This window comes from Yersinia nurmii (genome assembly GCF_001112925.1).
In the GTDB taxonomy this organism is placed as follows: domain Bacteria; phylum Pseudomonadota; class Gammaproteobacteria; order Enterobacterales; family Enterobacteriaceae; genus Yersinia; species Yersinia nurmii.
The window spans coordinates 65375-87207 of record NZ_CPYD01000010.1 but is presented as its reverse complement, the minus strand read 5'-3'; the positions used below and the strand labels follow the sequence as shown (position 1 = coordinate 87207).

Sequence of the window (21833 nt, the reverse complement as noted above, 5' to 3'; positions counted from 1 at the left end):
TTAGTTAACGCCAGCGAGTCGCGAACGCCTGAAAGTATAGAGACACAAGAACAGCCCAAGCAGTGCCAGCGATGCAGCAGCCAAAGGCACTGCATTTAATCCTAATCCTTGTGCAATAACCACACCACCGACCCAGGCACCTAATGCGTTACCAACGTTAAAAGCAGCAATATTCAGAGTAGAAACCAGATTAGGTGCTTTTTTCCCATAGGTGACAACGTTGATTTGTAACGCTGGTACGGCAGAAAATGCCGCAGCAGACCATAAGAACAAAGTCACTTCTGCTGCCAACAATGAATAACTGGTCCAGCTAAATAAGGTAGAGAATATGGCAATCAGCAAAAAGGTCATGGTCAAACTCACTGACAAGCGCCAGTCAGCTAAACGACCACCAACGATATTCCCAAGCGTCAAACCTAACCCCATCAGTAATAGCGTCCAACTGACGCCAGAAGCAGACACCTTGGTTACTTCAGTCAATAACGGTGCGATATAGGTGAACAGAGCAAACATAGAGGCAGCAAATAGCACTGTCATCATCAACGACAGCCAAATCCCCACCCCGCGTAACGCAGCGATTTCTTTACGTAAATCCGCAGGTATTTCATCTTGAGAATCAGGGAGTTTGGAATATAGGGCGAACAATGATAGCAGCCCAATAGCGGCCACAACCCAGAAAGTCGATTGCCAGCCAAATACCTGCCCCAACGCAGTTCCCAGCGGTACGCCCAACACATTAGCCAGCGTTAGTCCGGTGAACATTAATGCTACCGCGGAAGCCCGGCGATTAGGCGGCACCAGATTGGCCGCTACGACGGCACCAATACCGAAGAAAGCTCCGTGACATAGCGCCGTAATAATGCGAGCCAGCATCAAAAAATCGTAGCTGAACGCCAAAGCGCACATAACGTTGCCAATTACGAAAATAACCATGAGCAACAATAGCGTCTTTTTACGCGGCAATTTTGCCGTGAGTACCGCCATAATCGGCGCACCAATAGCTACGCCCAGAGCATAACCACTAATTAACCACCCCGCTGTTGGTATAGAAATATGTAAATCACCGGCCACCTCCGGCAATAATCCCATAATAACAAACTCGGTTGTACCTATAGCAAAAGCACTTAACGCCAGTGCCAGTAACGAAACAGGCATACAAAAACTCCCAGTCAAAAATATCCCTCAGCCGTTACGCTGACGGATTAACAATGTAAAGGTCTCATGCTCGGCTTAAAAAAACCGACGGGTTATTGAGTATCAGAGAATGACAGAATGAGTGAGAGCGAGTGCAGGGCCATCAACATAACCTTATAAAATTAAAGTATTATCTTCTCATTCTGCGAGAAAGAAATATCATGAACGCCAAGAGAAAAACCAGAGATCAGCGGAATTAATCAGGTTAGAAAAATATATCCCATGCTATGTATATGAAGATACTAATAACGCTTTCCTCTGATCCTGAATATAAATATGTTCGAGAATGTTACTCACTCAATTTATTTCATCATATCTTGCCATTGTTCACTGGTCGCAAACCACTCAATTAAAAAGTCCAGCAGAGTTCTTAGCGTTGTAGGCATCTGTCGCCGCGAAGTATAAATACCATAAATGCCCATTGCCTGAGGTTGGTAATCTGGCAATAGCTGGACTAAATCGCCAGCGACAATATGTGGCATAGCCGAATAACTGGGCTGAAGAGTAATACCTACGCCTTCCAAAGCTCCGCTGAGCAGTACAACCGACTCATTAGCGCTCAGGTTGCCGCTAACCGGCACCGAAGATTTAATCCCCTTCTGATCGAAATGCCACAAACTTTTGCCAAAATAAGAATAGGTCAGACAGTTATGCAGAGCCAAATCCTGGGGCGTTAGGGGTATTCCCTTACTTTTCAGATAAGAAGGAGCCGCACAGACCACGGAATAACAGGTAGATAGCGGACGAGCAATTAAATTAGGATCTAATTCATTGGTAATACGAATGGCCAGATCTATTCGTTCCTCAACCAAATTGATAGCGCGGTTATTCATCTGTAAATCAATAGCAACCTGAGGATAACGTCGCAAAAATGCCGCTACGGCAATGCCCAGCGCAGTTTGAGCTAAGGATTGGGAACAACTGATCCTGAGTAATCCGCGCAATACATCACTTTCCTCCCCATCAACCAGATCCATTTCATTAGCCAAAGCCAGCATTTTCCGGCAACGCTCCAGAGTAGTTTCTCCAGCGTGAGTTAAACTGAGTTTACGCGTTGTCCGATGCAATAATCTGGCGCCAGCCCATTGCTCCATCTGCGCCAGATAGCGTGTCACCATAGCTCGGGACATTTCTAGCGCGTCTGCGGCAGCAATCATACTGCCCCGATCGACGATGGCTACAAACACTTCTGCGGCCGTTACTCTATCCATAATTAGTCCGATTTAAGCAACAAACAATTGCTCATTATCCGGTTTTTATTGCGTGTTATGCAATCTATTATCATTCCCGTACCCAGCAGCTAACAGCCAATAGGATGACTAATATGTTTACTAAAACCCTTTTACAGATGACTTTTGCCAGCATTGCAACTTTCGGCGCTGTTTCCACCGCCGTTGCAGCGGAACCGCTGAAAATGGAAGTGTATAACCCTGGCGAGAAGAGTATTTTCCCTGTTTCTTCTGAAATTATCAGTGGAAAAACTGAGGTTGTATTGATTGATGCTCAGTTCCAACGTAATGATGCAGAAGCCCTGATTAAGAAAATCAAAGATAGTGGCAAAAAGTTGACCACCATTTATATCAGCCAATCTGATCCTGATTTTTATTTCGGCCTTGATGCCATCACCAAAGCTTTCCCTCAGGCAAAAGTGATCGCAACACCGCAAACTATCGAAGAAATTAAAGAAACAAAAGACGGTAAAATTGCGTATTGGGGCGGAATTTTGAAAGATAATGCACCAAAAACTGTCATTGTACCTCAACCGTTAGTAGGCAATAGTTTCACCGTTGACGGCGAAAAAATTCGCGTAGAAGGTTTAGATGGCCCATCGCCAGAACGTACTTTCGTATGGATTCCGGCACTGAAAGCCGTTGTCGGTGGCGTTGCGGTTTCCGGGGATATTCACCTGTGGGCAGCAGATAACCAAACCGTTGAATCACGGGATAATTGGTTAAAAACACTGGATGCGATTAAGGCATTGAAACCAGTGACAGTAGTACCTGGCCATTTCCTGGGTGATGCGCCACAAACACTGGAATCAGTGAATTTCACACAAAAATATCTGACAACGCTAAATGCTGAAATTCCGAAAGCAAAAGATTCAGCGGAATTGATTTCGGCGATGAAAAAACATTATCCAAATCTGAAAGATGAATCTAGCTTGGAATTAAGTGCAAAGGTGCTAAAGGGTGAAATGAAGTGGCCACAATAGTTGCGATTGACCAGGTCCGCAGCATTTAACGCATTCACGAGGAAATAAATATGTCCGGTACCACATTACACTACATTTTCGATCCACTGTGCGGATGGTGCTACGGCGCCGCACCATTGGTAAAAGCGGCGCAGGCCATACCAGGGCTTTCCATCAGTTTCCACGGAGGTGGAATGATGACTGGAGAAAACCGCCGTCAGATAAATGCAGAGTGGCGTAGTTATGTTATGCCTCACGACCAGCGCATTTCAGAACTGACCGGACAGCCATTTGGCGATCGCTATTTCGATGGGTTGCTGAAAGATACTTCAGCCATACTAGACTCGGCTCCACCAATTACCGCTATTCTTACGGCAGAAATAATCACAGAACGCGGTTTAGATATGTTGCATCGTATTCAGCACGCACATTATTTTGAAGGTCGTCGGATCGCAGATACGCCAGTGTTGATTGAGTTAGCAGCAGAACTAGGTTTAGATGGACCGTCATTTAGCCACGTATTTCAGGAAACCTTAAGCGCAGCGACGGCTCAGCATATTGCTAATAGCAGAGCTTTTTTAGCTAAGATACATGGACAAGGTTTCCCGACCTTTATTCTACAAAATGAAAAGGGTGAGATGAAGGTTATTAATGCTGGACAATATCTTGGAGATCCTGCGGGATGGACTCAGATGTTAAATGAAGCCATACCCTAGAGATATTACGAGTCTGGTTGATTAATCTATTTAGACAATCAACCAGACAACTTATTTTTGCGCGCTTATAATATAGAATTATTTGTTGGTAAAACGTATATCGTTTTTTACCAGAACCCTTCCATAACCCACCATTTAACACCGCCAATTACATACAAGAAACCTATGAACCCTATAATATAAAAGCGGGAGTCAGGGATTTTTGCAGCTAATATTATTAACACGTTTCAATAGTCTTGCCGTCCCCAAAGGATGGCCTTGGGATTGCTCCATAATAACCGTATTACAATCTAATAAGAAAAACATAGGGTAACTTATGACATAAGGCGCGGTGAGTAAATTATTTAGCTCTTCATCATTGCTCCGTTCAGGAACCATAGTGACAACTTTTCCATTAAAGATATTCATCTTGATGTCTAAAACTCTAAACAACATTTCCCGATTAACTTTAAAGTTTGCATGATCATCATAAAGATCGGCAGAGGTAGCAATTTCACGTCCCAAAATGGTAACTCTGGAATTAAGATGGTACTGGTCTACTGGTGTTTTAATTAACTGGTTTACTTCCCAATAGCCCTCTATTTCGCTCATGGGATTGAAGTAGGCATACAGGAAACCAAAGCTACTACCAATAACCCCCCCCAAAAATGCAGATAGAACACAAAACCCAATTATTTTCTTGTACATAAAAACTCACTGTCCACTCGCCCACAAACGTTATAGCTTCCGTCACTGTTTTTTTTCAACATAAGGTTAGGATGCTTACGATAAAGCTTTAAAAAATCTGCGTCTTTCTTTTCATCCAAATTAATAAGTATCGGCAAATCCTGATACTTCACCTTGAAGATATTAATTTGGTATTCATTAAAGAAGAAAAAAAATGAAAAATAAAAAGCCGCGCTAAAAGAAAGTATAACAAGTAATAACTGTGTTAACTGGAAGGGTTTTCTTACATCACGAGAAATCAATTGGGTGTCATCTTTAATTACATCAGCCGCAGTGGGGTTTAATTCACTTTCATCATCTTTATAAAAGATCCATTTAGGCTCTAAGCCTAAACAGTATCCTTTTTTTGGTATAGTAATAATTAATTCATGTTTTTTATCATTTAGCGCATTGCGCAGGTTACTGATAGTTTGTGTTAGGGTATTGTCCGTGACATAGCTATCAGTCCAGATTGTCTTTTCTATTTGCTCACGAGATACAGGGTCTGGATAATTATCACACAATAGAGCAAGAACTTCAGACTCTTTATTTCTAAGTTTTACCTCATTCCCATCGTGTTCAACCGCTCGGATCTTAGGGGTAAAAGTGATATCTCCAATAAAAATCCTATCCATTAGTCCTAGTCCTCCGTTCCAATATCCATACCGCTTTGTAGGCCTGCCTAGATCTGTCCCATAGCAATAGAAGTTTCAGTATCGCATTGAAATAAATACATAAATTCTAAAGCCATCAATGTTCTAACATTAAATCAATAAACTATAAAACACCACATAAGAGCAAAATTCAATATAGAAATCCGAAAAATAGATTTTACATCATATATCACACAAAAACGTCAGCGATTCCCACAAGAATCTCTTTTTAACATAAAAAAAACAAACAGATCAATATATATATTGACATAGATTATAGTTTACAAAACCCTTATAATAAATTATAGAAATAAAAAAACAATCCACCTGATGTATAACTTAAAACAAAGGATCAGATATATTAACAACGAAGCGAGGTTGTAAGTGAATAAAATAAAATCGATAGCAATACTTTCAATAATGCCATTCTATGCATTAGGAATAGAACCAGAAATATGTTTTTATAAGAATGATAACTTTAACGGAGAGTCAATATGTGCCTATCAAGGAGAAATGGAAAAAGAATTATCAGATATATTTAACGACCAAATATCATCAATAAAAATACCTAAAGGTATGAAAGTTACAATTTACCAAGACTCCAGTTTTTCAGGCAAAGAACAAACGTTGACACAAGATACCAATATAGATGAACTAAAATCACTAAACTTACACGACTCCATCAGTTCATTTAAAATAGATATTGCCGCTTGCATTTATAATTTCATTCACTTTACTGGCGATTCCATGTGTATTTCTCCGGGGGAAAATGTTGACTTATATACAGAAAACATAAAACTAAGAAATAATGGGAAAGATAGACTACCTTTGAATAATGACGCTATAGAATCAATAAGAATACCGAAAGGAATAAAAGTCGAGGTATATAAAAATGACGGATTTAAAGCACCTTATTTCCAATTAATAGAAAATACAGACTATACTGATTTAGAAAAAATTGGTCTACAAAGCCAGATAAGTAGTATAAAAGTATATGAAAACGATTTATTAACTTGTGACTATAACTGCATAGTGTGGAAGCGCGCTGAATTTAACATACCACGTTCTTTTGGTTCTTACTGGAACGATAGTAGACTACCAAATAAACAGGTCTTACTTGTCTTTGACATCAGCAAGTTCAAAGATGACTTCGAAATAACATTAACCAATGGGCCTAAGATAGACAAAAAAGAAGACAGTGTATTGATAAAAGACAAAGACGATATATTTAATTATCCGTTTGAGATATCCTCTAAAGCAAACAAAATATCGATAATATACCAATTCAAACGTGATACCGTACAAGTTCAATATATAGAGTCATTAAATACAGTTTTTCTTGGTGCTTCCCCATTGATATCCTATAAATGGAGTTCAGAATCTGAAGACATAGCAGGAGCATCTATTATTATAGAAAACAAGGCAAATAGCCCGGTGGAAATTGAAAAAGTTGTTCTGACAGCTGACAGTGGACAATTATGGACTAAGCGAGATGGACTTAATACTATACTATGCTGGACTATTCCATTCTTAAATATTTATAACTATATCGTTCAGGGTCGCTGCAACCAAATAAGCGGTATCGTTTATAATATAAAGGAATACTTCGATAAAGGAGATAAAAGCAAGACGCTACAAATTTCAGGTAGTGCCCGTCCTTTACCTCCAGCAGTTAACTATCATGATGAAAAACCAATAAAGGATGCAAATAGCCTGACATTAACGCATTTAGACAGCACTAAAAATAATCAATCACTCACTTTGCCTGCGACGGCTAAAGCCTGCAAAGTTTCAATATATCCACTGTTATTAGAAAGAACACTACGTCAGATCCGCCCCGCATGTATTAATTGGACACTAGAAGTCATGACTGATTTTACATTACTCTTCGGGGGAAGTGTTACAACCTGGAATCCAGAATCTTTCGGTAATGTGATTGATAATATAATAAAAATGGGCATCACCGGATTCTTTCCTGATGATAAAGAGACAGAAAAGCGTTTAGTTCAAAGCGTGCAGGAGCAAATAGCTAAAGCTGGGCACAACAACACGGTAGCTCATTTAAAAACGGCATTTGATTACGCACAACTTGGTTATATCAATTACTTAACTAGCAATACTAGTATCATTGAAGAAGTGAATCCAAGGGCTGCTCAACTTCTCCCGCTAGGTATTTATGAACTACCGTTAAGTAGCTACGAATATGAAGAAACAATACCAAGAATCCGCGAAAACAGTTCATGGGTTGAACACCCAGAATTACAATTTGAAGTAGAGATAGTTGAAGAATCACCCAGGTCCGCCTCTCTTTCAGAGAGATTAAATAGTAATACTGAAGAATCGCGAGCACTGATTATGAACACCGTATCCCAATGGGGTGAACTCTATCAAACAAGTCCTATTCCTCAAGATGTATCTGAAGACGAGCAGGCCGAACGTGGGAAACTCTCAAATGTAGGTCATATTGTGACAGGAATAATGGCTCGTAGGCTTGAATCCAGACGCCAGGGTGAAATATATATAATCGTAAGATTAAGAGGTGAGATAGTCACAATTGTGCTGGCAGACAGTTTTCGCAGTGAACAAGATGTAGAATTGATAGCATCAGCGACCAACCCAGCCTATGTCCTGACGCCTACAGCAAATGGAGCCATTCGAGGCGCAGGTACCGCTGGCATCCGCGTTTTGGCCAAACATCTTAAGCAAAAAGGAGCAAGAGCGCTAATCTCCGAAGTTATCTCGCAACCTTCAGCTATCGTTAAAGAAAAAGTAGGTTTTACCTTTAGAACAGAGCTTTAAATTTAGACCCAACTAATCGAGATAGCTGACAGCTTTAGCGTCGGCTATCTTTTATACTTACCTTTGAGAGAAATAAGAAATAATATTGCCTACAATTTATAAACGTAACATCACAAATAATAATTAATCATTGCAAACAGAAAAACTTATACTTTAGAAAAGTAATAATTCTGTAAATAAACAAAATCAGTAACATCATTTAATAATTCACGCAAATAATATCAACTTTCAATTCGCTTAAGCATCCCACCCCCTTAATTCATATCTGTGTTGGATTGGCCTAGCTCGACCATCTTGAATCTTATACATTGTAATTAACTTGTAACTTCCTGCGTCATCATCTAGTTTAATAATAGACATTAGATATTTATGTTCTATTGATAACATATCACGGAAATATGAAGATAACTCATTTCTGATAGTAGAGTTAACTCTAGATAATAACAGATTTAAAAATTCATCCACCACTATCCATCCTCCGGCTGGTTTACTTTTTATTACGTTAATTATTTTATCTTTTGGCACCCTTGAGAGTAACAATATAAATATAAGATCAGCATGCCCCTCATTTATGGAGTTTATATTTATATGAACTCTGTCATCGGGCAAATAACAGAGACTATTTTTATCAAAACCTTTAATTTTCTGTGCCAGATTATTTTGGTTCATAGTATCTATAAGGTATGTTGAATTTTCTTTCAAAATATCTTTGTCAACGCCAAATTCTTTAGCTATATAGTCTAACGCTTTCCTAGCTCTCTTAGTTTTGTATCTCAAAGTATAAAATGCGTTTATATTAAAACACTCTGTAAGAGAAACAATTGATAAATTTAATGCAGTGCCACCCACTATTATCTTTTCATTAGAAACCAATATTTCACTACTCTCAACACTCCTATTTATTTTTTTCATAGCAATGCCTTGCACACTTAACAGCTCTTCCTTTTCTTTATTTATTTCCAACACTCTTTTGTGGAAGTAAAAAAAACCACTCCAAACATCATTCACCTTCATCATTGCTGAGCTCATAAGTGAAATTATGATTAATACAAAAATCAGTGCAACACCAGATTGTTTATTAATTAACATTTAATCACTACCATTCATCATGATTATTTTATTAATTTCACCATACCTGTCCAAGTCTAAAATAATTTCAATTGCTCTCGGGTGTTTACTAAATTCATTCCAATAATCTAGCCATTTTCCGTTTGAGAAAAACCTAAATCTTATACTTTTCACTCCGGTCAATATTCGTTCTTTTATTATTTCACCGGACATCTGAGGATAAAATAACCCATCATCAACATTAATTGCGCGAATCCGCTCTAGATTATTATTATTAATCTTGTATCCTACTTTCTCCAACTGATAGTAATAGCCTACACTATTTACATTAAATTTATTATTCCTTACTATTTCAATACTATCGGATACTCCCTCTGAATTACCAACAAAGAAATCTAAAGGACCATCATTAGTGATCTCTTTTGGCGGTCTTACTATCGCATGAGTGATATCACTCTCTATGATATAAATAGAATTTATTATATTATCAAGTTCATCTAAATGACTTATCACATTTGACGTCGTTCTCAATGTCACTTGCAATACTTGGTACATGGCAAGACTCAATAGTGAGAATATGCTGATTGCCAAAATCACTTCTATAAATGTGAATCCATCATTATATTTATGAATCAGTTTATCGCCCTGTAATATTTGAAACATAAGGGAGTTCCCATATTATTTTCAGCTGTCACTTCGATGTCTATTAACATCAGACCAAGATATTCAATATCTTCACTTCTGGCACGCCAATGCCATATTTTCCCAATCATATATTCATGACCTGAGATCCAGCTATTACTAGGGAGATTGCGATTAAGTATAATTTCATTTAATTTATTTTCTGCTATTAAAATAGAAAATACATCAATCTTAGCTTGGTTACTTAAGTAAATGCTTTGTGTCATAAATTGAAGGATAGCCAGACCTGTTGTAGAAAATATAATTAACGAAAACATAACTTCAAGCAAGGTCATCCCTTTATTTTTCTTGATTATTACATTTGATATGATCATATTCTTCTTATATTTAAAGAGTCGTTATTATAATCAATTACATTAACTCCATATTTATCATGCAAACTTATTGATAAACTTGATTTTGGTAATAATGGGTAAAGGATAAAATAAAAAAAACGATGATCTGAGTCTGCATCTTCCCATTCATCATATCCAGTTAACACTACTTTCAGATCTAACACTGAATTTCCAAAATCTCTTTTTAATGCTTTCCTTCCATAATATACCTGCTCCCAGTGTTTATCTGGCCAAAACTTACCCTTTGTTATCTTATTGTCCCCTCTGCATTCTTTTAAACATAGTTTTTCTATCGCCCATCCATTCAAATTTATTTTAATAATGTACACAGTTTGCTCATAGCCACCTATTTTTTTAATCCTATTTATAGTATTATATAAATACTCAGCCTCAGTAATTGTATTTTCTTTATCATTATTAATACTAAAAATAGCGATTACTGACATGGAGGATAAAATAAAAATAACCAACATTATTTCTAGCAATGTAAAACCATAAAACCTAGCTTTGTTTTCCGCTATCTGCATGCTCATTTATCCAATTACCTATATCATCGCTAGTTCCGACCTCACCATCAGGACCTTTAGAGAAAACATCTATGCTGTTATAAAAACCGGGATTTCTTATTATATAACTATTGCCCCATGGATCTTTCGGCAACCTACGTAAATAACCATTAGACCGAAAATTCTTGGGTAAAGGCTCTTCTAGCGGCATTTCCACTAATGACTTAATCCCTTGTTCCTCAGAAGGGAATAAACCATTATCCAGCCTATACATATCTAAAGCATTTTCAAACGTAGCAATATCAGTAATAACTTTTTGTATATCAGCCTTATTTTTGTTTCCCATGAGATTAGGTATCGTTAAACTCGCCAGCAAACCCAAAATGACGATAACGATCATAACCTCTAGTAAGGTAAATCCTTTGCAATACCTATTTTTTTTGTACATGATTTTTTAACGCCCCAAAAAATAAATTAAGCCATATTGTTAAGTAACAATATTGGCTGTAAAACAGATAAAACAATAAATAATATCAATGAAGCCATTATAATAATAAGTGCCGGTTCAAATATGCTCATTGAGATCTCAATGACTCGCTCAAATTCCTCGTCTATAATATCTGCCGTTTTTTCTAACATGACATTTAAATCACCACTTTTTTCTCCTGAATAGATCATATGCCTGGCTAATGGAGGAAAAATATTGGTATGGCTCAATGCAGCCGAAAGGCTTGCTCCTTTTTCTACCAACGATACTCCCTGCTTCATTTCTAGTTTAATTGACTCGTTAGTTAAAACTGTCAAACCGATTTTCATTGACTGCATCAGAGGAATTCCACTGGAGCACAGTATAGCCAGCATTCTTATATAGCGTGAAGCATGTATTTTTTTAATCACTTTTCCTATAACTACAACGTTAAGTAATTTCCCATGAACATAGGATTTATACTTCAACTTCCTCATTCCAAGATAATTTATTATTAAAATAATGATTGTCGACATAATTAATAATGAAAAATAGCTATTCATAAAGTCACTTACCGACATTAAAACTCTTGTTGACATAGGAAGATTCTGTTTCATAAAAACAAACTGCTCTATTACCTCAGGAATTACCGCCGTGAGTAAGACAGAAATAACAGCAAAAGACACTAATATAAGTATCACTGGATAGACTAATGCCTGAATGAATTTATTTTTCTTAAGGTGTGATTTCTCGATATTATCCGCTAACCGTTTGAGAATAAGGTCTAATTTTCCAGATGATTCACCAGATTTTATCAATGCACGGTACAACACGTTAAAATCTCGAGGAAATGACTCCAAAGAGTCAGACAACGAGTAACCAGAGATAATATTATTTCTTATCTTTTCTAAAGTGATAGATACTGATTTTCGTTCCGTTTGCTGCGACAAGGCTAATAATGCCTCATCAACAGGAATAGATGCCGAAGTTAAAATGGCAAGTTGCCTCGTTAAAACAAGAAGTTCTCTTTTATTAATTGTTTTTTTAATTCTTCCGTACCAGTTTATAGCATTAACTTTTCTTATATTTAAGAGTGTTAATCCACGAGCACGTACTAACTCCCTAGCCACCCGAATACTGTCCGCCTCAACCTTCCCCTTGCATCTGGAACCATTCTTATTTATGGCAGAATATTTAAATATGATCATCAATATTCTCCCGAGTGACTCGAATCACTTCCTCTAATGTAGTCATCCCTTGTGTTATTTTAACTATCCCACTATTCTTTATTCCCACAGTCATTTTTCTTGCGAGCTTTTCTAACTCAATCTCACTACCTCGTTGATAAATACAATTCCTTACGTTCTCATCCACAATAAGTAACTCATGAATAGCCGTTCTACCTCTATAACCAATAAAACTACACTGTTCACACCCAACGGCTTTAAAACCAGAAATTAGGCCACTATTTTCCTCATACACATCAGAAAATTGAAATTGGTGAGGACTACGACAGTAAACACAAAGTTTGCGTACCAAACGTTGAGAAATGACCGCCAGTAAAGAGCTTGCCAGCATAAAGGTTTCGATCCCCATATCTTGCAATCGAGTTACTGCGCCAGTGGCCGTATTGGTGTGTAATGTTGAGAGGACTAAGTGGCCGGTTAATGATGCCTGAGTCGCTATTTTAGCCGTTTCTGTGTCTCGTATTTCGCCAATAAGAATTACATCAGGATCCTGCCGTAAAATAGCACGTAATCCTTTAGCGAAGCTCATATCTACTTTAGGACTAACTTGCGTTTGCGCGATACCATTAAGATCAAATTCGATCGGGTCTTCTATTGTCATAATATTACGAACGCTACTGTCAATCTCCATTAACGCAGCATAAAGCGTCGTACTTTTACCTGAACCCGTTGGTCCTACCACCAATATCATTCCATGGGGTTGCTGCAATAACTTTCTTATCAACTTATAATTACTACCCTCCACACCAAGCGCCTTAAGATCTAACTTCACACTACTTTTATCCAGAATTCTCAGTACAACACGCTCACCGTGGCTAGATGGTAAAGTTGACACCCTGACATCTAACGCTCGCCCACCGACCCTTACCGCAATTCTCCCATCCTGCGGCACTCTTTTTTCCGCAATATCTAGCCTGGCCATGACTTTTATTCGGGACACGAGTAAGGCCGTTAGTTCCACCGGTGGTTCAAGAATTTGAGTTAGCATGCCATCAATTCGGAATCTTATTAGCAATTTTTGCTCGAAGGGTTCGATATGAATATCGGACGCCGCTTGCTTCACAGCTTCAGACAAAACAGCATTTATAAGGCGAATAATTGGCGCATCGTCGGTCGCATCAAGTAAGTCATCATCTTTTGGCAATTGTTCTATGAGAGTGCTAAGAGCTAATTCATTACCGATATCCGTCATTATTTGGTGGGCTTGCTGGGCATCATTCTGGTAGAAATCGACCAACCTGGATTCAAACTCCTCATCAGTAACCAAGGCAAGCGCGACCTTTCCAGAAGCAACTCTCTGCCCTTCGACTAAATCGTTAAACGACGCAGAACAACGGCAAATTAAATGACAACCATATTCCATAGGGATAAGTAATACGCCATATTTTCTTGCCCAACTAAATGGCATAGGTTTATTAATTATGGTTGTCGACAATGCCCCCCCCCCTTCCGCCATAAAAAGCGTTAATATCTCTACTTATTAGATTAATTACCTTCTTATTATTAATAGTAGACAGCCTACCCTTATTACTATATTCATTCACCTTAACTTCTGAATTAACCAATAAGCTTCTACTATTTTCATTTTTTTCATTGAACGCCCTGAACTTATCTGATGTCTCATATAAATAATCATCAGCTTCCCTTATGATTGTAGGCTTAATGAACAGGATTAGATTTCTCTTTTCTACCCTATCTTTATTTTGTCTGAATAATGCACCAATAATAGGAATATCGCCAAGTATAGGAACTTTGTTTATAACATTCGTAATTTTCTTATCTAATAAGCCACCCACAACGACTGTATCCCCACTTTTAACCAGCACGGCATTATTGACGATTCTTTTATTGAACGTCGAACCTATATTATCTTTATCTGCACTAGAGTTCTCCGCCACACTTGATACCTCCTGACGGATCTCCAGTAATACCGTATCCCCTTTATTTATTTGTGGTTTTACCTTTAAAATAATACCAACTGACTGACGAGATATCGTGTTATAAACCTTATCTGTGGGTGTCGTTTGCTGTGATGATAGAACAGGCACTTCTTGACCGACGCTAAATTCAGCATCCATATTATCCAGCGTTACAATGCTGGGCGTAGCCAGAATATCATTACTTGAGTTTGTAGCCAGAGCGGTGAATAAACCCGACCAATTGCCACGATAAAATCCTGTCACCAGCCCGCTCATACCATTTACCACGGCACTCATATTATCTTGAGCACCACTGGCAGTTCTTCCAGAGTCAAGCAAACTAACCCCGCCACCGTAACTGTTTGCCCATTGAATACCAAGGTTCATGCCTTCGCCATCCTGGGCTTCTACAATAATGGCTTCAACCAGGACCTGAGCACGCCTAATATCCAACTTACTTATAACCTGCTCTAAGTCATACATAACCGTAGGCGCAGCACTGATAATCAATGCATTAGTTTGATTGTCAGCTTTAATCATGATCTTTCTATTTGAGGAAAAAGCGGGCGATGATTTTTTCTTATCATCTTTTAGGCTAGTACTTACGCCATTTAAGACATCTAGTAAGTTTTCAGCCTTGGCATACTTCAAATAAATCACTTTTGTATTTCCATCAGCCGTTTGTTCCTGATCAAGTTTCCTTATTATTGATACCGTATTTTTACGAGCCCCAGCATCTCCATTTATCAGGATTGAATTAGTTCTCTCATCAGCAACAAGCTTGACTACCTGCGGCATTTCTTTCTTTGACGAGGTGCTTGCTCTTAAAAGTTCATTGACGGTCCGTGCGATATCCATCGCAGATGCATATTTCAGCTTAAGGACTTCTGCTATTGAGTCACTTTCACGATCAAACTTATCAATAATAGATATTAATCTGTTCACCACTGCGGCTCTTCCAGTGATTAGCAACGAGTTATTCGGTTCGTAATGTACGATACTGCCAGAATCTGTGTTGTCATTTAATTGTCGTAATAACGGTGCTATATTCTTAGCTGAAACATACTTTAATGGCACTATTTTATTAATAAGTTCATCACCATTAAGTATATCATCCTGTGTAATGATTAGTGATGCTGAGCCTTTTGCTCTTTTGGCAGGAACCACCTTCAATATATTATTCGGCATCTCAATTACAGTAAAACCATACACGTCAAGGACGTTAAGAAAAAACTGTTGGTATTTATCTTCATCCATTTTTTCGTAACTACGAATTGAAATTGTCCCTTTTACCTTTGGGTCCATTATTATGGTTTTATTTAATATCCTACTGGCCGAATTTACGAACTCTCTGATATCAGCATCTTCTAACCTTACAGAGTAATCATTTGCATATGTACCGACCGAACATAACTGTACAGTTATGATGGCAACCGACAAACACAGTTTATTTTTTATATTTAAAAGAATATTTAAAAACAACAAAAACGGACGCTTGTCATTTTCAACATAAATAGATTTTATAATAGAGAGTGGCATTGCTTACCCCTAAAAAATTATGAGATTATAATTCTATTGCATAATTCCATCTCTTAAAATCATCATGAACAATTCATTATTTTTACTAACCACAACCCCATCTTTAATTATTTTTAAAATCTTAGTCTCGCCATCATTAAGAAAATCATTTTTAAAATACGTTCTATTTATTTGATTGTTTGAAACTATAGCCATAGATGATGATGAATGAGAACTGGTTATTGTTCCTGTCAAGCGAGAATCCCCATAGTATTTTTTAATGCGTAAAAAATCATCACGAGTCATATTTTCAACATCAATATCATCTAACTTTTTTGTGTTTGTAGAAACATCTTTTTCTTTTTCGCCAAATATGCTAATGGATTTTACTTTATCTATGCCGTAATTAATCTTATCCGACGATATCTTCTGATCTAACTTAACCTTTCTTTCATCATTTATATAGAAAAGAACGACATCACTCTTAGCATAACTTCCGTCATAAAAATCACTAATTAATGAAAACGCATTATATATACAAAAAACCACTGGGACAAAAATCGATAACTTATGAAAACTATGTAACAAAATGGTGGCATTACTTAATTTAATAATTTTAAGCATTTACCACCTATTTTTATTAAAAGGTTGTTGCTTACGCATAGCTGATAAGTGATAATTATTTTTAGCACTTATCTAACTACCAACTTGATATTAACAATAGCCGTAAAAACGATCATCACAATGATTGTTTCCTGTAGCACACAACAGACTTGTATCAAGGCGTAAGCCGTATCTATTGATGGTTTTAATGATATCGGCCGGAATCTCAAATTCAGACAGTAAGGTTCTAAATTTGTGAATTAGTTGATGGTAATTATTATCTGAAATACCCTTATGGTTTTCATACCAGACAACTTTTATAATATCTTGTTTTCTATTAACATCATTGAATAAGCACATAACTAAGCGTTTTTGCTTTTCATTTATGTTGATAGTTAGCTTTCTGTTATGAAAGTGGATTTTATTCATGCAACAATCAACTGAGACCTCTGAACCATAGTCAATGATGCCTTTTCCGTTGATATCGATAAACTTACTCTCAGTAACTACTGACACAGTATTAACATACATAGATAACTCCCCAAGTAAAATAATAAAGATAAAAAATACGTAAATTCATAATTATCAATAAATAATAAGTACAGTAATAATTATTGTTATCATCCGTTGAATAAATCAAATCAAATTATATAAAAAGATATATTTTTATATGTTATGTTTTCAAAAGCAATCTTTCACATAGACACCTGCAAACATAACATATTGAATAAACGAAAGAAAAACACCATCCGAAGTGCAAAAGATTTGAATGTTAAATTATTACATTTTCCTTTAGCCATCGGAATCACACTAACTAATCATTATACACACCCATATAATCACATTTAATCTTTAAGAAGGTTTAGGCCTTGCTGTTAAAAGTACAGATAATTACTGCATTTGAAAAGAGGAATTTATCGAAATAAGCAACCTATATATAACAGTTAAACTTAAATTTATAACACAATGCCATTAAATATATTTAATAATTTATCAAAAAAATAATAACTGTAATCATTTACATGGAGATATAGTTTATTTGCCATAGTGAGAATAATAATAGTTTAATTAACATCGTAAAACTTACCAGCCAGAAATATATCCAAATGCCTGGTGGTTATTTTTCATTTAAAAAATTCCAGATTGCAACAAGTCAACTGTAGTTAACACACAATACGAATACAGGATAAATAATCAAAGATCACAAATTAACCCCCATGGCATTTATTTTAACACAAAGATTTAATTAATTGCATTTAACATGCGTACATGTTTAACAAAGTATTATTCTGCATTGAAAAAATAATATTATTAATTTAATTGGATTTCTATTTTTAACATAGACTTGAAAAATAGTAAATTTATTTCTCTATGCTCTGTTATTTTTAAGAAATGCTAGACGTTATTTCAAAAAATTAATGAACTGATTAAATAAAATATTGATGAGGTAGCAATCCTGAGTCATAAAAATCAACTTAAACTAAAAATAGGCTTATCCAACTCTAAATTCGTTTTACAATGACAATTGACCGTATCCAATGCGAACACGGTGCTGATTGCTATGCTAGTCGTTAAGAAGATGGAATGGAATTCTCTTTTCACCTACACAATATAAAGCTATACAATTCTCAATGGATCAAATAATTTGATGCTGGAAATACCTAGATGTCGTTCGAAGAAAATACACCGATCAGTGTCTGTATTCGGATTTAAGGGATCGCATTCTATTTAACATGCTTAAACCAGTGTCAATAAATGTTCATCCGTTAGGTGAATAATTTGATTTTGTTAAATGACTGGCTTGGTCTGTCTACCTTATAGAGGTCTTTGCTATGAAACCCTATTAAAATGGAAAGTAATTTTCTTCAAAATCCAAAGTACATCACCAACTAAACTATGCTTTCAACTTTAAATATATGTGTCGTCGTCAGACGCTAATGCAATGCCTAGAGCAAGTATTATGCCCAGGCTTAACAGCAGCCTCTTAAATTTATAGCGCTCTCTTGACTAAGATTATTTCTAGATTGTTATGTACAAACGGGGGGCTTGAAGGCTGATTTGAGCAGTCATCGCCATTTTCCCGAATAGCAATATTTATGGGCTATATACTGAAGAAGTTTTTAGGCGAGCACTGGGTTATCTTGCGCTCGTTCTGTTCATATCCAGATCCACGTGTATAAAGCATGGTATGTATAGATTTTGAAGGTGGATAATTTCTATACGGATAACTATGTGTTTTTGCAGGCAGAATTTTTGAGCATCGGCAGATACGACGACACGAATAACTGGTTAATGCATTGATATTAATGGATTTACTAGAGGCTACGGCATATTCTGAGAAGTGTTTTGGAGCGGGTGAAGGGAATCGAACCCTCGTATGCAGCTTGGGAAGCTGCCGTTCTACCATTGAACTACACCCGCGTCGGTGTGCGAGTGGCATTATAACCGGTTATGCCTTAGGGGCAAGGGAAGATATGCTTTAACTGCTGGAATTTTAAGCTGTTAGCGCGGTTATTTTCTTAACTGGCTTATTTGATAGCTGTAAAAAAGGGCGCCTAAGCGCCCTCATCGATAAAGTTCGAGATTACTTAACCGGACGCATCGCGGGGAACAGAATCACGTCACGAATGGTGTGGCTGTTAGTAAACAGCATAACCATACGGTCGATCCCAATGCCTAGACCAGCGGTTGGCGGCAAGCCGTGTTCCAACGCAGTGACATAGTCTTCGTCGTAGAACATTGCTTCGTCATCGCCTTCATCTTTGGCACGAACCTGCTCAGCAAAACGCTCTGCCTGATCTTCCGCGTCATTTAACTCTGAGAAACCATTACCAATTTCACGACCGCCGATAAAGAATTCGAAACGATCGGTGATGAATGGATTATCATCATTACGACGAGCCAATGGCGAAACTTCTGCCGGGTATTCAGTGATGAAGGTTGGCTGAATCAGATGACTCTCTGCGGTTTCTTCGAAGATTTCACACTGAACGCGCCCCAAGCCCCAGCTCTTCTCGACTTTGATTCCCAAAGACTCAGCGATAGCAACGGCCTTATCCATGTCGTCCAGATCGGCAACGTTGGTTTCAGGACGATATTTGCAAATCGCTTCTTTCATGGTCAGTTTGGCAAATGGTTTACCAAAATCGAATTCCTGCTCACCGTATTTAACGACGCTGCTGCCCAGAATGGTTTCGGTCAGCGTGCGGAACAGTTCTTCAGTCAGCACGATCAGATCTCTGTAATCCGCATACGCCATATAGAGTTCCATCATGGTGAACTCAGGATTATGACGCGGAGAAACGCCTTCGTTACGGAAGTTACGGTTAATTTCGAATACGCGCTCAAAACCACCGACAACCAAACGTTTCAGATACAACTCAGGTGCAATACGCAGATACATGTCGATATCTAACGCATTGTGATGAGTGATAAACGGGCGAGCAGATGCGCCACCAGGAATCACTTGCATCATAGGCGTTTCAACTTCCATAAAGCCTTTTTCCACCATGAACTGGCGGATACCGGACATTACCTGAGAACGCACTTTGAAAGTATTACGCGATTCATCGTTAGCAATCAGATCCAGATAGCGCTGACGATAGCGAGTTTCCTGATCGGCCAGGCCGTGGAATTTGTCAGGCAAAGGACGCAGTGCTTTGGTTAGCAAGCGCAGTTCGCTACAGTGGATAGACAGTTCGCCAGTTTTGGTTTTGAACAGCTTACCGCGAGCACCGAGGATATCCCCCAGATCCCACTTTTTAAACTCTTCGTTGTAAACACCTTCTGCCAAATCGTCACGGGAAACGTACAGCTGAATACGACCGCCGACGTCCTGCAAGGTAACGAAAGAGGCTTTACCCATGATGCGACGCGTCATCATGCGGCCAGCAACGGTCACTTCTACGCCCAGCGCTTCTAATTCTTCGTTATCTTTATCACCGTACGCAGCATGCAGTTGATCTGAGAGGTTCTCCCGACGGAAATCGTTCGGGAAAGCAATACCCTTCTCACGTAATGCAGCCAATTTTTCACGACGCGCCTGTAATTCACTATTCAGTTCTTGCACTTGCTCAGCGACTTGTGGTTTTTGCTCTGACATTTCAGTTCCTCATAACCCGGCTTTCAAACTTGCCTCAATGAATTTATCTAGGTCGCCATCCAGTACGGCCTGCGTATTACGCGTTTCAACGCCGGTGCGCAAATCCTTAATACGGGAATCATCCAGTACATAAGAACGGATTTGGCTGCCCCAACCGATGTCGGATTTGTTGTCTTCCAACATCTGTTTATCAGCATTTTTCTTTTGCATCTCAAACTCATACAGCTTGGCTTTCAACTGTTTCATGGCTTGATCTTTGTTTTTATGCTGAGAACGGTCGTTCTGGCACTGAGTCACAATATTGGTCGGAATGTGGGTAATACGTACCGCAGACTCAGTTTTGTTTACGTGCTGACCACCGGCACCAGAAGCGCGGTATACATCAATACGCAAATCTGCCGGGTTAATTTCGATATCAATATCGTCATCCACTTCCGGGTAGACAAAGGCAGAGCTGAAAGATGTGTGGCGACGGCCACCGGAATCGAACGGACTCTTACGCACCAGGCGATGTACGCCGGTTTCAGTACGCAACCAGCCGAACGCGTATTCACCGATGATCTTGATGGTGGCAGATTTCAAACCTGCGACGTCACCGTCAGACTCTTCGATGATTTCGGTTTTAAAGCCTTTGGCCTCAGCCCAACGCAGATACATACGCAGCAACATGCTCGCCCAGTCCTGCGCCTCGGTGCCGCCTGAACCGGCTTGCAGATCGAGATAGCAGTTGGCGCTGTCGTATTCGCCGGAGAACATACGGCGGAACTCCAACTGGCCCAGTTTTCCATCAAGGATTTCCAACTCGGCAACGGCTTCGTCGAAAGTCTCTTCATCGTCGGCTTCAATAGCCAGTTCCAGCAAACCAGAAACGTCTTCCAAACCTTGAGCCAATTGGTCAATAGTGGTGACGATCTCTTCTAATGCGGAACGTTCTTTACCCAAGGCTTGCGCGCGCTCGGGTTCATTCCATACGTCAGGCTGTTCCAGCTCGGCGTTTACTTCTTCCAGTCGCTCTTTCTTCGCATCATAGTCAAAGATACCCCCTGATAACGGCGGTCCGTTCGGACAGATCCTGGATACGGTTTTTTACCGGATTAATTTCAAACATT

The 21833-nt window shown here is 38.4% G+C and carries 19 protein-coding genes and 1 tRNA gene; 3 read left to right on the top strand and 17 right to left on the bottom strand.

Annotated elements, in window-relative coordinates:
- Together AD970_RS13140 and AD970_RS13135 are read right to left on the bottom strand one after the other, a co-directional pair.
- Positions 1-1155, bottom strand: a complete 1155-nt coding sequence (locus AD970_RS13140; RefSeq protein WP_049599807.1) for an MFS transporter — start codon at positions 1153-1155, stop codon at positions 1-3.
- A 341-nt stretch (positions 1156-1496) separates the two neighbouring features.
- Positions 1497-2405, bottom strand: coding sequence for a LysR family transcriptional regulator (locus AD970_RS13135; protein ID WP_049599804.1), 909 nt, complete (start codon positions 2403-2405; stop codon positions 1497-1499).
- Positions 2406-2518: 113 nt separating this feature from the next.
- Here AD970_RS13135 and AD970_RS13130 point away from each other — a divergent pair, with 113 nt between their 5' ends.
- Complete coding sequence (locus tag AD970_RS13130; RefSeq protein ID WP_049599801.1) at positions 2519-3406, top strand: MBL fold metallo-hydrolase; 888 nt, start codon at positions 2519-2521, stop codon at positions 3404-3406.
- 50 nt (positions 3407-3456) lie between these two features.
- The gene (locus AD970_RS13125; RefSeq protein ID WP_049599798.1) at positions 3457-4101 is read left to right on the top strand and encodes a DsbA family protein; all 645 of its coding nucleotides are present in this window, start codon (positions 3457-3459) and stop codon (positions 4099-4101) included.
- 192 nt (positions 4102-4293) lie between these two features.
- Here the strand turns inward: AD970_RS13125 and AD970_RS13120 are convergent, their stop codons facing one another.
- Together AD970_RS13120 and AD970_RS13115 are read right to left on the bottom strand one after the other, a co-directional pair.
- On the bottom strand, positions 4294-4788 hold the full coding sequence (locus AD970_RS13120; protein WP_049599796.1) for a hypothetical protein: 495 nt from the start codon (positions 4786-4788) through the stop codon (positions 4294-4296).
- Positions 4773-5441, bottom strand: coding sequence for a winged helix-turn-helix domain-containing protein (locus AD970_RS13115; RefSeq protein WP_049599794.1), 669 nt, complete (start codon positions 5439-5441; stop codon positions 4773-4775). Before AD970_RS13115 ends, AD970_RS13120 begins: the two co-directional genes overlap by 16 nt.
- Before the next feature lie 402 nt (positions 5442-5843).
- Here AD970_RS13115 and AD970_RS13110 point away from each other — a divergent pair, with 402 nt between their 5' ends.
- Positions 5844-8258 carry a beta/gamma crystallin domain-containing protein gene (locus tag AD970_RS13110; protein ID WP_049599792.1) on the top strand — a complete coding sequence of 805 codons (2415 nt, stop codon included), beginning with the start codon at positions 5844-5846 and terminating at the stop codon, positions 8256-8258.
- Between the two features lie 237 nt (positions 8259-8495).
- Here the strand turns inward: AD970_RS13110 and AD970_RS13105 are convergent, their stop codons facing one another.
- The 13 genes from AD970_RS13105 to prfB all read right to left on the bottom strand — a co-directional run bounded on the left by AD970_RS13105 (position 8496) and on the right by prfB (position 21832).
- Positions 8496-9347 (bottom strand): hypothetical protein, encoded by an 852-nt coding sequence (locus AD970_RS13105; RefSeq protein WP_049599789.1) that lies wholly within the window; start codon positions 9345-9347, stop codon positions 8496-8498.
- Positions 9348-9989 carry a type II secretion system minor pseudopilin GspJ gene (gene gspJ, locus AD970_RS13100; protein WP_049599786.1) on the bottom strand — a complete coding sequence of 214 codons (642 nt, stop codon included), beginning with the start codon at positions 9987-9989 and terminating at the stop codon, positions 9348-9350.
- Complete coding sequence (gspI, locus tag AD970_RS13095) at positions 9959-10342, bottom strand: type II secretion system minor pseudopilin GspI (protein WP_049599784.1); 384 nt, start codon at positions 10340-10342, stop codon at positions 9959-9961. Before gspI ends, gspJ begins: the two co-directional genes overlap by 31 nt.
- Positions 10339-10896 carry a pilus assembly FimT family protein gene (locus AD970_RS13090; protein WP_084728157.1) on the bottom strand — a complete coding sequence of 186 codons (558 nt, stop codon included), beginning with the start codon at positions 10894-10896 and terminating at the stop codon, positions 10339-10341. Before AD970_RS13090 ends, gspI begins: the two co-directional genes overlap by 4 nt.
- Positions 10865-11317, bottom strand: a complete 453-nt coding sequence (gene gspG / locus AD970_RS13085) for a type II secretion system major pseudopilin GspG (protein ID WP_049599778.1) — start codon at positions 11315-11317, stop codon at positions 10865-10867. The genes AD970_RS13090 and gspG overlap by 32 nt, the downstream gene beginning before the upstream one ends.
- Before the next feature lie 26 nt (positions 11318-11343).
- The gene (locus AD970_RS13080; protein WP_049599774.1) at positions 11344-12543 is read right to left on the bottom strand and encodes a type II secretion system F family protein; all 1200 of its coding nucleotides are present in this window, start codon (positions 12541-12543) and stop codon (positions 11344-11346) included.
- Positions 12530-14038 carry a type II secretion system ATPase GspE gene (gene gspE / locus AD970_RS13075; RefSeq protein WP_049599771.1) on the bottom strand — a complete coding sequence of 503 codons (1509 nt, stop codon included), beginning with the start codon at positions 14036-14038 and terminating at the stop codon, positions 12530-12532. Before gspE ends, AD970_RS13080 begins: the two co-directional genes overlap by 14 nt.
- A complete protein-coding gene (gene gspD / locus AD970_RS13070) occupies positions 13998-16040 on the bottom strand; it encodes a type II secretion system secretin GspD (protein WP_053215274.1) in 2043 nt (680 codons plus the stop codon). The genes gspE and gspD overlap by 41 nt, the downstream gene beginning before the upstream one ends.
- A 33-nt stretch (positions 16041-16073) precedes the next feature.
- Positions 16074-16643, bottom strand: coding sequence for a hypothetical protein (locus AD970_RS13065; RefSeq protein WP_049599768.1), 570 nt, complete (start codon positions 16641-16643; stop codon positions 16074-16076).
- A gap of 90 nt (positions 16644-16733) precedes the next feature.
- Complete coding sequence (locus tag AD970_RS13060; protein ID WP_049599767.1) at positions 16734-17153, bottom strand: winged helix-turn-helix domain-containing protein; 420 nt, start codon at positions 17151-17153, stop codon at positions 16734-16736.
- 1816 nt (positions 17154-18969) lie between these two features.
- A tRNA-Gly gene (locus tag AD970_RS13055) sits at positions 18970-19043 on the bottom strand.
- Between the two features lie 163 nt (positions 19044-19206).
- Positions 19207-20724, bottom strand: a complete 1518-nt coding sequence (lysS, locus tag AD970_RS13050; RefSeq protein ID WP_049599764.1) for a lysine--tRNA ligase — start codon at positions 20722-20724, stop codon at positions 19207-19209.
- Positions 20725-20733: 9 nt separating this feature from the next.
- Positions 20734-21832, bottom strand: a protein-coding gene (prfB, locus tag AD970_RS13045; protein WP_120806859.1) for a peptide chain release factor 2 whose coding sequence is annotated in 2 segments (ribosomal slippage) — positions 20734-21756 and positions 21758-21832 — 1098 coding nt in all. Because the reading frame shifts where the segments join, the coding sequence is not laid out codon by codon here.
- Position 21833: the final 1 nt, after the last annotated feature.